Annotated in this window: 19 protein-coding genes and 1 tRNA gene; 8 read left to right on the plus strand and 12 right to left on the minus strand. The window is 41.1% G+C overall.

Annotated elements, in window-relative coordinates:
* Entirely contained in the window at positions 1-2,274 is a 2,274-nt protein-coding gene (locus tag FIB07_06795) for a DEAD/DEAH box helicase (protein NJD52561.1), read from the minus strand.
* A gap of 13 nt (positions 2,275-2,287) precedes the next feature.
* Positions 2,288-2,506 (minus strand): sigma-70 family RNA polymerase sigma factor, encoded by a 219-nt coding sequence (locus tag FIB07_06800; GenBank protein NJD52562.1) that lies wholly within the window; start codon positions 2,504-2,506, stop codon positions 2,288-2,290.
* A 69-nt stretch (positions 2,507-2,575) separates the two neighbouring features.
* On the opposite strand from FIB07_06800, the gene FIB07_06805 reads away from it, so the two are divergent.
* Complete coding sequence (locus FIB07_06805) at positions 2,576-2,896, plus strand: hypothetical protein (GenBank protein NJD52563.1); 321 nt, start codon at positions 2,576-2,578, stop codon at positions 2,894-2,896.
* Here FIB07_06805 and FIB07_06810 read toward each other — a convergent pair.
* Positions 2,893-3,633, minus strand: a complete 741-nt coding sequence (locus tag FIB07_06810; protein NJD52564.1) for a hypothetical protein — start codon at positions 3,631-3,633, stop codon at positions 2,893-2,895. The two genes, FIB07_06805 and FIB07_06810, sit on opposite strands and share 4 nt — an antisense overlap.
* Positions 3,634-3,781: 148 nt before the next feature.
* Here FIB07_06810 and FIB07_06815 point away from each other — a divergent pair.
* A tRNA-Glu gene (locus FIB07_06815) sits at positions 3,782-3,889 on the plus strand.
* Positions 3,890-3,911: 22 nt separating this feature from the next.
* Here the strand turns inward: FIB07_06815 and FIB07_06820 are convergent.
* The 5 genes from FIB07_06820 to FIB07_06840 form a co-directional block, all read right to left on the minus strand.
* Positions 3,912-4,844, minus strand: a complete 933-nt coding sequence (locus tag FIB07_06820) for a nucleoside recognition protein (GenBank protein ID NJD52565.1) — start codon at positions 4,842-4,844, stop codon at positions 3,912-3,914.
* A 105-nt stretch (positions 4,845-4,949) separates the two neighbouring features.
* Complete coding sequence (locus FIB07_06825; GenBank protein ID NJD52566.1) at positions 4,950-5,258, minus strand: MTH1187 family thiamine-binding protein; 309 nt, start codon at positions 5,256-5,258, stop codon at positions 4,950-4,952.
* A gap of 116 nt (positions 5,259-5,374) precedes the next feature.
* A complete protein-coding gene (locus FIB07_06830) occupies positions 5,375-6,112 on the minus strand; it encodes an aminopeptidase P family protein (protein NJD52567.1) in 738 nt (245 codons plus the stop codon).
* 693 nt (positions 6,113-6,805) lie between these two features.
* Positions 6,806-7,216 (minus strand): type II toxin-antitoxin system VapC family toxin, encoded by a 411-nt coding sequence (locus tag FIB07_06835; protein NJD52568.1) that lies wholly within the window; start codon positions 7,214-7,216, stop codon positions 6,806-6,808.
* Positions 7,213-7,455, minus strand: coding sequence for an AbrB/MazE/SpoVT family DNA-binding domain-containing protein (locus tag FIB07_06840; protein ID NJD52569.1), 243 nt, complete (start codon positions 7,453-7,455; stop codon positions 7,213-7,215). Before FIB07_06840 ends, FIB07_06835 begins: the two co-directional genes overlap by 4 nt.
* A 202-nt stretch (positions 7,456-7,657) precedes the next feature.
* Between FIB07_06840 and FIB07_06845 the strand changes: the two genes are divergently transcribed.
* The 3 genes from FIB07_06845 to FIB07_06855 all read left to right on the plus strand — a co-directional run bounded on the left by FIB07_06845 (position 7,658) and on the right by FIB07_06855 (position 8,667).
* Positions 7,658-7,861 (plus strand): hypothetical protein, encoded by a 204-nt coding sequence (locus FIB07_06845; protein NJD52570.1) that lies wholly within the window; start codon positions 7,658-7,660, stop codon positions 7,859-7,861.
* Between the two features lie 110 nt (positions 7,862-7,971).
* Positions 7,972-8,352: a tetratricopeptide repeat protein gene (locus FIB07_06850; protein ID NJD52571.1), complete on the plus strand. Its 381-nt coding sequence runs from the start codon at positions 7,972-7,974 to the stop codon at positions 8,350-8,352.
* Between the two features lie 12 nt (positions 8,353-8,364).
* Entirely contained in the window at positions 8,365-8,667 is a 303-nt protein-coding gene (locus FIB07_06855; GenBank protein ID NJD52572.1) for a tetratricopeptide repeat protein, read from the plus strand.
* Here the strand turns inward: FIB07_06855 and FIB07_06860 are convergent.
* Entirely contained in the window at positions 8,664-9,896 is a 1,233-nt protein-coding gene (locus FIB07_06860; GenBank protein ID NJD52573.1) for a histidine--tRNA ligase, read from the minus strand. The two genes, FIB07_06855 and FIB07_06860, sit on opposite strands and share 4 nt — an antisense overlap.
* A gap of 167 nt (positions 9,897-10,063) precedes the next feature.
* On the opposite strand from FIB07_06860, the gene FIB07_06865 reads away from it, so the two are divergent.
* Positions 10,064-10,648 carry a S26 family signal peptidase gene (locus FIB07_06865; GenBank protein NJD52574.1) on the plus strand — a complete coding sequence of 195 codons (585 nt, stop codon included), beginning with the start codon at positions 10,064-10,066 and terminating at the stop codon, positions 10,646-10,648.
* 79 nt (positions 10,649-10,727) lie between these two features.
* Complete coding sequence (locus tag FIB07_06870) at positions 10,728-11,309, plus strand: S26 family signal peptidase (protein ID NJD52575.1); 582 nt, start codon at positions 10,728-10,730, stop codon at positions 11,307-11,309.
* Positions 11,310-11,324: 15 nt separating this feature from the next.
* On the opposite strand, the gene FIB07_06875 is transcribed toward FIB07_06870, so the two are convergent.
* Together FIB07_06875 and FIB07_06880 are read right to left on the minus strand one after the other, a co-directional pair.
* Complete coding sequence (locus FIB07_06875) at positions 11,325-12,566, minus strand: ORC1-type DNA replication protein (protein NJD52576.1); 1,242 nt, start codon at positions 12,564-12,566, stop codon at positions 11,325-11,327.
* 508 nt (positions 12,567-13,074) lie between these two features.
* Positions 13,075-13,353: a UPF0147 family protein gene (locus FIB07_06880; protein NJD52577.1), complete on the minus strand. Its 279-nt coding sequence runs from the start codon at positions 13,351-13,353 to the stop codon at positions 13,075-13,077.
* 68 nt (positions 13,354-13,421) lie between these two features.
* On the opposite strand from FIB07_06880, the gene FIB07_06885 reads away from it, so the two are divergent.
* On the plus strand, positions 13,422-13,862 hold the full coding sequence (locus tag FIB07_06885; GenBank protein ID NJD52578.1) for a hypothetical protein: 441 nt from the start codon (positions 13,422-13,424) through the stop codon (positions 13,860-13,862).
* A gap of 70 nt (positions 13,863-13,932) precedes the next feature.
* Here the strand turns inward: FIB07_06885 and FIB07_06890 are convergent, their stop codons facing one another.
* Positions 13,933-15,450 carry a hypothetical protein gene (locus FIB07_06890; GenBank protein NJD52579.1) on the minus strand — a complete coding sequence of 506 codons (1,518 nt, stop codon included), beginning with the start codon at positions 15,448-15,450 and terminating at the stop codon, positions 13,933-13,935.
* Positions 15,451-15,611: the final 161 nt, after the last annotated feature.

The raw sequence follows: 15,611 nt of genomic DNA on the forward strand, positions 1-15,611 counted from the left end.
TTAACCTTTATACCCCCCGCTCACAACTTCTCTTATCCTGTCTGCTGTCTTTGGTCCCACAAGTTCCACGGCCATCAATTCCTCACGTGTCGCTGTCATGATCCGTTCTACGCTGCCAAAGTGCCGCAGCAGGTTTCTTGCCACGACCGGTCCTATTTCTGAGATAGCAGACACCAGATATTCCTGCTGTTCAGGAAGTGTTGAGGCAGATTTCATCCCGTGAAGGTTTATTTCCTTTTTCGGGTCGTCTGCCTGTTCCCTTTTTGCAATTACACTTATCAGTGACGCAGTATCTTCTTCATCCCTGCTGAATAACACCGGGACACCAAAATCAATTGCAACAGTTGAAAGCGCGCCGCGAATTGCATTGGGATTGATCTGGCGCTTTGAATAAAGTCCCTCGCCCTCAATTATAAGGAGTGGGCGCCTGTAAGCGCGCGCAAGGTCTGATATCTGGCCAAAGAGGTCCCTGCCATCAAGGAAAGTGCTAAGGAAATCTTCTGTTGTTTTTCTCTCTATGCCAACACGGTCACTCACTATGTAATCTCCCACTTCAAGTGTTCTTAAGATCACTTCTGCACCCATATTTTCAAGGGAATGTGCAACATGGGAACGGATCTCCCTCTTATCGACATAGATTTTCACCTTATGAACCCCGGAATTCGAATTCGATAGCTGGGAAGCTGAAAAATCCATTAATTTCATTTGCCCGTCTGGTTCGTCTGTTTTATCTTCCGAAGCATCAAGGTCAATATCCAGGTTTTTCATGGTCTTGACCATCCGTCTCTCCTTGTAATTACTACTCCAGTGATATGCCTCATCTTTTGATCCTTTTGCCATGAGGACAACAACTCTTCCTGCGTGTTTTCTTCCTGTCCTTCCTTTTCGCTGTATGCTCCTTATTTCAGATGGCACGGGTTCAAAAAACACCACAAGGTCAGTGGCAGGTATATCCAGTCCTTCCTCGGCAACGGAAGTTGCAACCAGAGTGTTATATTCCCCGTCCTTGAATTTCTGGATAATGTCTACCTGCTGTTTCTGGGTGAGACCTGTGTCTTTATATTTACTTGCCTGCCCGACGAACCTTACAGGCTTGATACCCGCTATCTCTTTAAGTGAATTTGCAACAAGTTCTGCTGTATCCCTGTAATTGGTGAATACGATAACACGTGATTGAGGTGCGTCACGAATTTGCTTTTCAACAAGCTCTTTTACCACATTCAATTTCGGGTTGTTGCCATCACAGCCCCCGAGATGATGCACAGCCTGGCGCATACTCAGGTCCTCCATGAGGCGCTTTGCAGCTTTACTTCCCTCCCTCGATAATGCCTCATTCTCAAGCCGCTCAAAGTATTTTGACAGGGCTGATGACCCCTGTGTTTCTGATATCTCGATAGCATGGCTGACCTTGAAGATCTCGGCAAGAAGGGATATCCCCTGGTATATCTTCTGGTCTGGAAAAGAACGAACCTGCGCCTGCAAACGCACCTGGAGATCAAGCATTTCCCTTTTTGAGAGCCGTTTCTGGAAATCTGATAAAAGCCCGAGTTCCTGTAATTTTGTCAGCCTGTCATTCAGGACTTTATCCATTAATCCCTTCAGACCTTTCATTTCGACAGGTACGGAAACATATATCCTTTCGATATCCTTATCAAAAATATACGGTTTAACATCCGGGTCTGAATCAGTCCTTATCTCAACTGACTTTAAATGGAGATTTGCACAAACCTCCTGTATCTTTTCAGAATTACTTCCGGGACTTGCCGTAATTCCAAGGACGAGAGGGGCGGGGTTTTGCTCTATATACTTTCTCGCGATATAAACATAGGAATAATTCCCGGTTGCCCTGTGCGCTTCGTCGAAGATGATGCAGGAAACGTTTTCAAGGCTTATTTTTTTTCCGAGCAGGTCATTCTCTATGACCTGGGGTGTGGAGATGATAAGCTGGGCTTTCTCATACATGCTTTCCCGTTTGCCAGGATTTGTATTCCCGGTAAACAATACAACGTTTTCAGGAGGAATATTAAGAGTATCCTTGAAAAAAGCCGCATGCTGTTCCACAAGCGGTTTTGTCGGGGAAAGAAGCAATACTTTCCCTTTAGGCAGACATGATACCATCACGAGTAATGCTACTATGGTTTTCCCAAGGCCTGTAGGAAGCACTATGAGACTTGATTTCTTAATAGCTTCCCCTGCAAGGGAGAGCTGGTATAATCTCTGCTCGACGGTATCAGGTTTTATGAGAGGATGTTTAATGAATTCAACATCATTCATTCTTAAATTTTATTTAATCCATCGTTTCGCCTGTATCTTTCGAGCGGAGGTCAGATAAGGAAAAGGCTACCTGTTTTAATTTATATTGTTCTATATCCGTGGGTTCTTCACCTTTCTTTATGGCCTTTACCCTTTCAACAGGTAAACCTGTATATTGAGCTACTTGTTCGTAAGTAAGTTTATGCATGTGCAACAATTCAATCAGATAACGTTTGGTTGCTGGAAGTCCCATAAGTATCACCTTTAATAGTATGGTTTAATACATAAGCTGGTATATCAAGGTTCTTATGGTGTGATAAAAATGGCAGAAAATGACGCTGATATGATCCAGACTACCGAAACCGAGATCGGTGGAGTGAAAAAAACCTTAAAGAAATTCAAAAGGAAATGTACTGTTGTAAGAGTGGCACAGGCAAAAGGCTGGAGAAATGTAGTTGTATTGGATGGAAAGGCAGATAAGAAATACTTTTTCGGCAAGACACCAAATGCACCCCCGGAAATAAATCCGGGTGATGAATTATATGTAGGGTTTGAAGAGTTACCTTATGATCTGCCTGGCCTGAAGCAGAAGATAATCCTCATGACCCTTGATGGGTTCCAGCTTGACTGGACCATGGTTTAAGGTTCAACGATTATATTCCCGGCAAGGTTTTTATCCCCTTTAAGATAGAAACTGAAATTCCCGGACTTCCTGAATGTATAATTTGTGCGTTTGGCATTATTCAGGAACTTATCTTCAAAAAGACCTTCGGAACTTACGAGAGTAACTGCGTATGTTCCATCATTTGTCCATACAACTTCATCGCCGGCCTTTACTGTGACTGATTTTGGATTAATACCTCTATTTGTTTCAAGTTTCACCGATATTTGCTTTCCTGACGCCGTAACTTCCGGAACAACTGTGATTGCCGGGGTCAGGACCGGAGTGCTGGTAATTGCTGGTGTTGAAGCCGCAACCGGAGTATCCTGTTTTTCTTCAGCCGTATCCATGAAAAATACCCATGCAATAGCACTTACAACGAGGATTGCCAGAGCAATCATGATCAACGAATTGATACTGGATACAGAATCTGCCGGGCTTGAAGAGGGGGCAGTCAAATCCAGTGGTTTTACCCGGGGCGTTGTTTGCACTTTTTGCCCTTTTTCCTCTTTTTGTGCTTTTTTCTCTTCTTTTTTAACTTCACCTGAATCCTGCATTACAGGTGTTGCAGCTATATCTCCTGCACCTGTCAGGTCTTTGTTCCAATTGCATTTCGGACATGTCTGGGCAACCGGATAGTCAATACTGCCAAGACCTATTTTTTTCTTAATGGTCCTGGTTATAAGGGTTTCACCGCATTTCGGACATTTATCTTCCATTTCGACACCATACTAAAAACCCTTCTTTGCACTATATAAATATATCGACTGATATTTGAAAAATCTGAAAATTACCGGCAGTTTAGACTTTCAATTAATTTTTCTTACCAAACCGTTAAATATAGTTGTGTATTATTAGGCCTACTGCGCTCCGATAGTGTAGCAGGCCAATCATTCTGGCCTTTCAAGTTTTAAGCGCCAGAAGGTGCTGAAATAAAGATAGCCAGTGACTCGGGTTCAAATCCCGATCGGAGCATTTGCGGTTAGTTCAAATCCGGTTACCATAAGACCACAAGAAAGGTAATAACAATTATGGTTAATCCTTCCTGCATCAGCGTGGCAAGAAGCATTATTTGCATTCCCAATTTAGGAGAGAAAATCCCTGTATAATAAGGAACGGTGAATCGCAGGCGCACTATGCTTGAAAGCACCCGGCCCAGGAGTAACGTTATCACGATTTCTTTTGACGTCATTACGCCATCAGCTAAAAGCTTACCTGCTATCGTATATGCCCCGACGTTACTTGCAAACCATGCTGCAATGATGGGGAGAGCCTGCACCGGAAGAGATTTCAGGACAGGCAGGCCTTTCAGATATGCAGATAGCATATCGAAAAAACCGATATCGATAAGCTGAAATACGATTATTGCAGCTATTATCATTGTTGGGATAATTCTCCGCAGGGGAACCCATGAAGATAATATCGAACTTTTCAGTGCATCCCTGAATTTCTTTGTCTTTATTCCCTGTTGTATAATTACACTCTTCTTGGGAGGCAATAGAAAGCGGCCGAGAATAAGGGATATTGCTGTCCGAAGAAGCCCGACTCCAACAACTATGCCAAGATAAATGATTCCTGTTGTTCCGAGCAATATTAGAAGTACAGGAGTAAGATCCCTTACAAAGATGAATGTTGCAGGAAAAGATGTTACAAGAGAGGAAACCAGGGTTTCTTTATCGTCAATCAATCCTTTTTTGTTAAGCTGTGCCACCATTGAATTCCCGGCTGTTGGGGATCCGAAGGACACGAAGAAGCTCACGCCGATTTCCTCCCTGAGGTGCCCGAAGCGCATAAAGGGCGCAGTTATGAAGCCAAGCCTCTGGACCCATCCCATTTCTATCAACAGTTCCATCAGGATAATACCTGCGATCGTTGCAGGTATCACTGATAAAAGATACTGTAAAGCCTGGCGGAGTGCGTCGAACCACATTATGGATTAATTGGATTTCAATTTTAATAAATATAATATATGTTTTGTTTCCAGCAGAGGCGCAGCTCATCGATTAAACGACTTACGAAGTTTGAACAGAAGTGGCTAGATTTTCTCTATTACAGACTCTACTTTCTCCTCCATATCCTTTGGAGCATCCCTTCTATCATCGATTGTAAGGTGTGTGACAACCCTTTTTGCGCCTTTTTTTATAAGCGCTTCGTGAGCTGCTCTTGCTACGTTGAAAGCTTCATCGATAGAGGATACCTCTATTACTGTCCCCATCGGGGTTAACTGGTATTTAATGCCCGACATTTCAATAGCCTTTACAGCCTCTGAAATATAAGGACTCATACTTGTGCTTCCGGTCCCCAGAGCTGCAATCTCAAGTTCTGCTGTGATAATCGATTTCATATCTAACCTCCTGAATATATGATTATAAGTAATCTTTTAACCAAATAACTAACCGCAAAAGTATTATGGATTTTGAGACATAAATATGTTATGGCAAAGAGCATCTGTTATCACTTTCATAGAATCAGTGTCTCCTTTCCGATTAATACAAGCTGTTCGAATTTAGCGGCTCGCTCTTTGTGTATAAAGTAAGGTTCGATTATCCAGAGTCCATTCATCGGTCTGTTATTACTTGATGTAATAAAAGGTCCACTGGTTCCGAAGAGCAAATAATTAAGACCTGGTTCAGGAAATACCTGCCATAGTGGAGGGACCCTGCGTAAACGATGTCCCATGGAAATAAAGGGAGGATATGCTAAAGTATATTCAGGGTTTTTACCCGCGAGTTCCTGTGCCCAGCGAAATACATCTGCTACGATCATTCCCTCTTTTATATGCCCGGCAATCTTTACTGAAACGTCATGCGCATATGCAGCCAGAGCCTCAAGGTCAGGATTGCTTCCCATTACATGATTTATTGTATAATCTCCCGGATAATCGTTGTAAATCGGAGCCATGTCTATTAATATAATATCATTCTCCTGCAAAATACGCTTATCTTCTGTAAAATAGCTGGATACAAGAGCATACGCACTTCTCAATTTTGTGCTTCCTTCACCCACACCTATGATAGGCATGTGCCAGTGCTGTTTCACACCATTCTTATTGAAAATCCGAGAGGCAACTTCCTTTACTTCCTTCTCAGTCATGCCGACTTTGATATTGCTCACTATCTCCTCACCAATTGTTCTGGTAAAATTTCTCGCTGCAAGATATCCTTCCAGATCTTCATCCGAAATTTCGATTTCATTCATGATTTTCTCCCCACTTTGAAAAATGTCATATCTTCCTGAAGCATAACCAACTGCTGGCTATGAATGGTTTTCCATTGCTCCTGTAATAATACTGGTTTGGAATATTAAAAGTCTATTGCTCTGAACGAACCCATCCGAAAAGTCAAAATCACAGAGATTTTTTCTTCTTCTGATAAAAAGGAGACGCCGTTGTGAACGGCGTGGCGATGCATGTCGCGAATATATCTAATTAAAGAAAATTAAGATAAGTTTGCTATTTGCTTATCCTGAAAATTACAGGATACTCCGAATTCACATGCCCGGAGCTCTTCACATTCTTTATTAATAATTCGCGTTACGCAGTTTATTTCCAGGTGCTTACATTTCATATTTCTTCCATCCGTTAGACCCTTCATTCTAACCATCATCAATAAAACTCACACTTTGATTAATATAGGTGTGAAAAATATGTGGATTTCCATTGTAAGTGTGAAAGCCAGTGGATGTATTCAATAGTTAGAACCCAGATCAAATTGATTAAAATCCTCCCTCAGGCTCCTGTTCTTTCTTTCAATCATTATTCTTGAGGTTATTGCCCTTCTCTTGAATTTTCTTGGTAAAACCATAATCGATCCCGACACTTGCTAATCTTTTCACATTTTGATTAAGCTTGGTGTGAAGAACGTGTGAAACCTATGTGAGCCTGGATTTATTCTATTTATTCATTCCCCGCCACGTTCTCTTTAAACCCGGGATATTATCAAAATCCGTATCCTCTGAAAATATAATCTCTGCACCTGCAATGAACGCTGATGCTGCGTGTATAGCATCCCGTGGGAGAAGATGATATCCCCTGATAAGTTCAAGAGCTTTCCATATTACACCATCATTAACATCAATAAACCTCATATTTGGCATAGTTAGAAAAGCTTCAAGATTTTTAATGGCCACACCAGGGCCTTTGACTTTTTTTACCTTATAAAAAACTTCATCAAATGTGAGAAAAGAAGTACAGGCAGTCATTTCCCCGGTCTGTATCCGTTCCATTAACTCTCTTGTCCACTCTCCAATCTCTGTTTCATCCAGCATCGCGTAGATTATCAGGTTTGAATCAAAATAATTCAATTTATCCTCTCTTCCAGTTCCTCTTCATACGCTTCATGAGGATGGAACTTGAGTTTACCCATGCCTTTTGCACTTTCCCTGAAGATGGCAACTGCATCCTGCGGAGGTTTTTCTATCTCTAATTTATTATTAACTAACCTGAAAAGTACCTTTGATCCAGGATAGATGTTCAGAGCATGTCTTATTTCCTGGGGAATGACTACCTGCCCTTTTGGACCGACTTTCATTATGGCTTCCATTTTGGTTATCTCCAGTGTTTATGTCTGGTATAACTTGTATTTATACTTAATCAGATTACACGGATTTGCACGGATAATCCAATCCGCGCGTATCCGCGTCATCCGCACAATCCGTGTTCTATGCCTGATTTTTCTCTTAACCGAGGACATACGATAATTATTCAGGATAGTTTTATTGCCTTTTGAATTATGTTTTGTCCAGATGGTAGATATCCAGTTGTTCGGGATGGTCGTAGATTCCACAGTGCTTGCCCTGATAGTATCAGCCTTAGGGGTGATTATTGCTTACCTGAATTATCGCAAGAAACCTGCTGCCCATCCCCCCGTTGTCTCCCAATCTGCCTGCAACTCTTCAGGTGTAATTCAGCAGAACGCCAATAATATGAGTATCGAAGAGCGACTATAAAAATTAATTCACCTGAGATAAAAAATGCGTCTGCTCCCATTGTTAATCTTATTAATTGCACAATAAATATCCAGAATCTGAGTCCTCTTGATCTTGATAAAGAAACCGTTTTGAAAAATATCAGCGATTGTTTTATCCGGAATTTACCTGAAATGACAGGAGCCGTTATTAATGATGCTTCATTTGAACTCAGCAATGATAAGCTCAAACTCTTGAATGTAACGCGCGAGAAAGTTGACCAATATTCAAAAGTAAAAGGAAAGCCTGTTAAAGATGCCAATATTCTTCGTACTCTGGGTAATGAGGTATATTATCTAGGAAAACCTGAAGATGCCTTCAAGTATTTCACCGAAGCACTCGAAATAGATGAGGAACTTAAGGATATAAGGGGAAAACCAATAGATCTTAACAACATCGGACTTTTGTACCAGGACTGGGGAAAGCCGGAGAAAGCGCTGGAATTTTACGAGAAAGCGCTAAAAATAGATTAGGAGCTTAAGGATATAAGGGGAAAAGCAACACATCTCAACAATATCGCGGGTGTATATCAGGACTGGGGAAAACAGGAGAAAGCGCTGGAATTTTACGAGAAAGCACTAAAAATAGATGAGGAACTTAAGGATATAAGGGGAAAAGCAATAGACTTTAACAACATCGGACTTGTGTACCAGGGCTGGGGAAAGCCAGAGAAAGCACTGGAATTTTATAATAAATCATTGATAATATTCAATGAATTGAAAGCTGTCAGAAGTGCGGACATTGTAAAGGGAAATATCGAGTTTTTGAGAGAAAATCTGAAAAATTAGCTTTTCACTCTTTCAACCGCTTCCTCCACCGTAACCAGCACCTGCTCCCCGGTCTTCATATCCTTAAGCGCCACCTTCCCTGCATCAAGCTCGTTCTTTCCCACGATAACCACATGACTTGCGCCAATCGTATTGGCATAAGCGATCTGGTCCTTGAACTTGCGCCCCATGACATCTAAGTATGTCGGGAGATGCTCCCTTAGCTTACTTGCAATAATTATTGCTTCTTTGCGCGTGTCCTCAAACGATACTACCACAATGCGTCCGGGTGGTTGGGGATGTACCTCACAGATCTCCATTATCCTGTCAAACCCGATACCGTATCCGGTTGATGGCGTGTCTTCGCCCCCGAAAAGCGCCGCAAGCCTGTATGACCCGCCGCCGCACACCTGGTTCTGGGCGCCAAGTCCTTCACAATAAATCTCAAACACCATGCCTGTATAATAATCAAGACCTCTTGCGATCCCGAGATCAACCTGATACTCCAGGCCATACACATCCAGGAGATCAAGAAGCGCTTTGAATTGCGATATCGCATCAATATCCCCAACAAGTTCGCGCGCCTCATGAACTGCATTTTCACCATGTAATCCAATTAAGCGGAACAACTTTCCCCTCATATCATCAGGTGCATTGATCTCTTCAAGAAATTCCTCAAGCCCTTTATCATCTTTCTTATCCACAAGCCGCATGATCTTGCCCTGGTGTTCAGGCCTGGTATCTTTTAAAAGAGCCCGCACTATTCCCAGGTTTCCCACATGGAGATCTCCACTGATACCTGCACTTTTTAACATTTCAACCGCAAGCGCTATTACTTCTGCATCAGACTCAGGCCTTGCGCTTCCGATTATCTCGACCCCGAACTGGAAAAACTCACGGAAACGTCCTTTCTGGGGACGCTCATACCTGAAGCAGTTATCAAAATAAAAGAATTTCAGGGGCTTTGGCGATCTCTGGAGCTCTTCCACATACATCCTTACTACAGGGGCGGTCAGTTCAGGACGAAGCGCTATCTCGCGGTCACCCTTATCCTTGAAATTATATATTTCACCCAGTATCCCTTCACCGGATTTAAGCGTAAAAAGCTCTATATGTTCAAATGTCGGTGTTTTTATCTCCCCGTATCCCCAGTGTGTAGCGACCTCGCGTAACTTATTTTCAATATATCTGCGCTTAATCATTTCTTCCGGCAGGAAATCACGCGTGCCTCTGGGTTTCTGGAGCTCCATTAATATTCTTCCTTTTGCCTCGAATACAGCTTTGATATTAATAAATCCGTATGTTTTCCACCTTCTCAACAAAGATGTGAGAATTCAAGAAATAGAATTAGAAACAGAAATATAAATAATAACAGAAATAGTAACAATTAATAATTCTTACTGACTACATATACATCATGGGGATAAAAGAAACTATAAAAGAAATAAAGGAAAGCAATAATTTCTGGGTTGGGCTTCTTCGGGATTTTTTATTTGTTATTATAGTAGTTGCGATTTTTGCTTCGGTCTCTTACATTGCCCTTGGCCGTTTTTCCCCGATGGTAGCAGTAGAAAGTAAAAGCATGGTCCCCCATCTGAATATAGGCGATATAATTTTTATCGAAAGCGCGGACCGCTCGAAAATTATAACATATGAGGATGGTCAAAAAACAGGATATTTATCTTTTGGTTATTACGGTGATGTAATTTTATACATGCGGTCCGGAGATGAGAAGAGAACTTCTATCATTCATCGAGCAATGTATTACGTCAATAAAGGCGAACCTATGTGGCCGGGCGGGCCTTCTGCTCCCAATGCGGGTTATATTACAAAAGGGGATAATAACGATACAAATCCGATATACGACCAGCAGGGAAGCATAAGTTATTTGCAGCCAGTCAAGAAGGAATGGGTAATTGGTGTTGCCCGTTTCAGACCAGTACCTTTGATCGGGTGTGTCTCACTCACCATGAGAGGAAATCTCGCCTGTTTTAACCAGTAATTGTGTATAAATCCGGCTTGAATCTGGATTAATAAGGAACAAGTCTTAATATGATAACTGATATTATCTCAATCTGTTTATGGGTCTAAAAAAAATAGTAAAATATTTTAAAGAAAGTGATAGTTTCTTTGCAGGACTTTTGCGTGATATGGTCTTTGTACTTACAGTTGTACTTATTTTCGCCTCGGTTTCAAAGATCGCATTGGGACTATATACACCAATGGTAGCAGTAGAAAGCGGGAGCATGATCCCCCACATCCGGATCGGTGATATCATATTTGTTGAAAGTATCAATCGCACGGAAATAATCACAAATGAAGAGGGGAAAAAGATGAACTATTTGTCTTTTGATGAATATGGCGATGTCATCTTATACAAACCACGTGGGATTGAGGGAGTTACACCAATTATCCATCGAGCCATGTATTACGTGAACGAAAGCGAACCCATGTGGCCCGGAGGACCTCTTGCCCCACATGCCGGCTACATTACAAAAGGTGATAATACAAAAACTAATGCTGCATATGACCAGCAAGGCAGTATAAGTCACCTGCAGCCTATTAAAAAAGAATGGGTGATCGGGAAAGCAAGATTTGGCAGGGTACCATTGCTCGGATGTATTTCGCTTATTCCCAGAGGGAATTTTGCATGTTTTAAATAATAAAAAGAGATGATTTCAGGCGTACAACTTTGTCTGGTTGGGCGGCTTGAAATCTTCCAGCGGTTTTAACCTGTAATCCTCGAATAAAACTCTTTTAGTGCTTTCGGAAGGAACGCTCAAAGAGATTTCTTTGGTCCTTCCGTACCTGCCTTTACTTACAACAGTTGCATTCAGGATACCCATCATATCAAGCTCGGATATCAAATCCGTAACCCTTCGCTGGGTCAGGATTTCTATTCCTATCAATCTGCACATCTGCTTGTAAATATTATACGCTTCGCCTGTTGTGAGGTTGCTGTCACCATTGTATCCGAGAAGAACCACACTCAATAGAACAAGCTTGGACTGGCTCGGCAGGGTCCTCACTACCTCTACTATCCTGTCTATTTCTATTTTCTCCTGGGCCTGTTTGACATGCGCTTCAAGGACCTTGCTCGATTTTATTCGTTCTGCGATCTCTCCTGATACCCGCAAAAGATCAAGTGCACGCCTTGCATCCCCATGTTCCTGGGCTGCATAAGCAGCACAAAGAGGGATAACAGTCTCTTCCAGTACCTGGGGTTTAAAAGCCATCTGTGCTCTCTGGTTAAGGATATCCCTTATCTGGTTTGCATCATAAGGCGGGAAAATAATTTCTTCTTCGCCCAGTGAACTTTTAACCCTTGGATCGAGGAATTCTGTGAATTTAAGATCATTCGTGACGCCTATAAGACTGACTTTTGATTTTTTCAAGTCCGAATTTATCCTGGTAAGATTGTAAAGCACATCATCTCCTTTGCATACAAGTTTATCAACCTCATCGAGTATTATTATTGCTATGCGTTTATCCAAGTCAAGAGCGCCCTTTAGTTCAGAATATACCTGGTCTGTCGGCCACCCGGTCATGGGAATGTCCTTATCGAAATGCCGTGCAATGGATGCCAGCAAACGGTATTGCGTATCCACCACTTCACAGTTAATATATACAACGACACATGGGATATCATGCGTTTCACTTGTTTTTTCAAGTTCCCTGCCTACATGTTTTGCCACAGCGGTTTTACCTGTTCCGGTCTTTCCGTATATCAGGATATTAGAAGGGGTTTCACCCCTTAAAGCCGAAACTAATATTGTAGCCAATCCTTTTACCTGATCGTTCCTGTGCGGAAGATAATCCGGAGTATATGTTGATCTCAGTACCTCTCTGTTCTCAAAGATCGTTGCACGCATCAACATATCTTCGAAAATACCGTTTATTGGTGATTTATTTGTCTCCATCCTTAGCCTCGTACATATTACTCCAATGGAAGGATAGGTATTAAGAGTAATGGTAACGACCCCTCTATTTCAATTGGAAATACCACTGTCCGGATATGTCCATATACATAAAAGATGCCGCAATGTATCGTTTAATTAATCATATTCATCATAATGTACGTGATTTAAGCAAAATTTTATCCTCATGACCCCATTGTTTCCACTGGAGAGCGTGTAAACCCACCCCATTATTTCGTGTGGAGATTTTAAAAAAATGATTTTGGTTATTTTTTTGAAATTTTAAAAAACCGATGTGACCCAGTTATGACTTAACTATATATAAAGGTTTCTATTATTACCAAAAATATTTCTATTTATTAAAAAAATAATTGTACTGTTTTTTTTAAATATTATAAGTTGGACAATTAAAAGACAAAACAAAACACAGAACTAATCAATTGGAGTTAAGTTCTAATTTCCCAATTCTCCAGTAGAAACAATAGGGTAGGTAGAAATCTAAAAAATGAACTTACCGGTCAACAGGGATTGACTCCAGCTTACTTGATAATCCCCATATTAACGTTCTTGTATGTATTGGAATATTGGGGTCATTCCCGATATCATCAAGATTCGATATTACAATTGCTGCCCTTTTTGATATTGGCTGTTTTTCATTGGAAAGAACGTTTTTTATGTTATCTGCTGAGCGTCTGATGTTTCTTGGGACAGAATCATCACTGACTATCCTGTCAAGCACTTCAGTACATTGTTTTATAATTTCACTAAGATTTTCCGACACAGTTATCACCACGTGATATAAATATGAAACAAAAACTGTAATTAAAATTATTGCTTGAAAAGACTTTCGGTGATATCATGGTTGGCAAAGACTCGGATGATAATATCCAAAAAATAACAAAACTCCTTGAAAAGGGAGGAACAATGCTTGCAACACATCATGAATGTGGAGCTCCGATGTTTCGGTACCAGGGAAAAATTGTTTGTCCCGTATGTGATTTCCAGGAAATCCAGGAAAAAAAACAAATTGCTAAGCCGCAGGAAACAGAAAGACAGCAAAAACAGCAGATGGAACGGATAGATCAAGGCCAGCAAAAGAAGAACATGGCAACGGCTATCCAGACAGCTCCACAATCAGCCGATATATCTCACATTAACGAGAAGATCAGCTATATAATCATAAATAAAGTCAGTGAACTGGCAGCAAGTCTTGAAAACGAGACAGAACTCGCAAGGATAAAGGATAAAATGGAATGTATCGAGCAGGGTTTAAAAATATTAAAATTGCTGCGTGAATAGATAATAGAATAGTATAGGGATAATAGAATAGTACAGGGATAATAGAATAGTATAACGACAATAGTATTAACTAACCTATAATATTAACGATCGTATTCCGGCTGATAAAAAGATTAAAAGACGATTGTTCTACGTTCTCGCGTACAAGGGTGCCGGATATCTCGATTATATCCCCATAACCCGCATCGATAAGCGCCCTGTTATTATCACTCATATGGTACAGCGGCATTATAGCATAGCATGGTGATGAAGCTGTGCCGTCGCATATCTTGAACACAAAAGTTTTCTCATCGCCAAGATTTCCGGACATAACTGATGCTGCAACATTTATGTGTTTCTTGATATGTTTTTTGAGACTTGTTAGAGCCATGATTTTTCCCTTCGCTCGATAAGCGTTCCTGGTAAGCCTGTCTCTCCTTAAAATGACTGATGAAAATTTCATGTCAGTGTTCAAATACCTGTAAGAATCGACTGTATCAGCAATCTTTTCCATGAAGCCTGGCACCTTAATGTTCCCAGGCTCCTGGAAACTCCAGCAATTAATGCCGCTGCATAGTCTTCCCCATATAAAAGAGCAGGGGCTATATACATTAAATCCTTTTTTGACCAGAGCGTGCTGGCTGATGCGCAGAGCCTTTGAATTATCAAGGTCAGCAGGCTCAATAATTATTAGTGTGGGATTTTTGCTCGCTGAAGCAACCCTTTCCACAACATCGGCACGTTCATGAGGAAGAGATATTAACTCAGCAAGGACATTTGAGAATATAATAAAGTCACAATCTCCGGGAACAGGCGCGGTCTCAACAGGTGAATGGACCGGTTCATCAATTGTTATATTTGAATTCGATATATTCGCATTACTGCCCAGGAGGAAGCCGGACGTGAGTTCCCTGTAACACTCGATATTTTCCAGCTCATGCTCGATCGAACCTATCCTGATATTGAGTTTAACATCCATTTTATTCCTGGAATAAATATCCTGGAGTTTCCTTAAGAAATCAAGTGTACTGAGTGTAATTGTCCCGGGACCTGAACCAACGTCAACAATACTCATTTTGTTCGTAAGTACTCCACCCTTGAATAATTCAAGCAAAAGGTACTGGTACTGGCAGAAATATACAGGGAAATGATAGAGCAGGTAGGATATTATCCTTATCATTGGATACCGGGATTCTTCTTTTCCTTCTCCTTCTCCTTTCCCTTTTCCTTTCCAGTATTCCTCTTTCTGCTTCACGATATTTTCACGGATACATGTAGCAGTTTCGCCTTTATGCCAGTTTTTGCCACACGATTTTTCTATATAAGCTTCGATCAATTTCTCCATGTGAAAGGGCAATCCCGGATTCTTAAAAAGCGCCTCAAGTTCATTGACAATCTTCTCGCCGTGCGGCAGAGGTCTCCTTACCAGTCTTGTACATTTGTAGTTGGCACTGCAAAAAAGATCAAGATCATAAAAATGCGGTTTTAAAATCGTATATAACTCTTTTTCTTCATATTTCCTGCTAAGGTACTGGTTCATCTCCAGGAGTGTAAACTCTGAGCGTGAAGAGGCGAGATATTTTGCAAGAGAGAGGATTTCAGTTGTCATGGGTCAGCTCAACTGAACAATCACAATTAAAGAAATCATATAATATCAATGTATGCGGCAGATGCATATAATTCTTATTCATCCAGAGTCAAAAATAGAAACGATTAATACTTCTCATAATAATCTAATATATATAAGGTGAAAGTGAGAGTGAAAGTGAG

It is taken from the genome of Candidatus Methanoperedens sp. (assembly GCA_012026795.1).
GTDB lineage: Archaea > Halobacteriota > Methanosarcinia > Methanosarcinales > Methanoperedenaceae > Methanoperedens.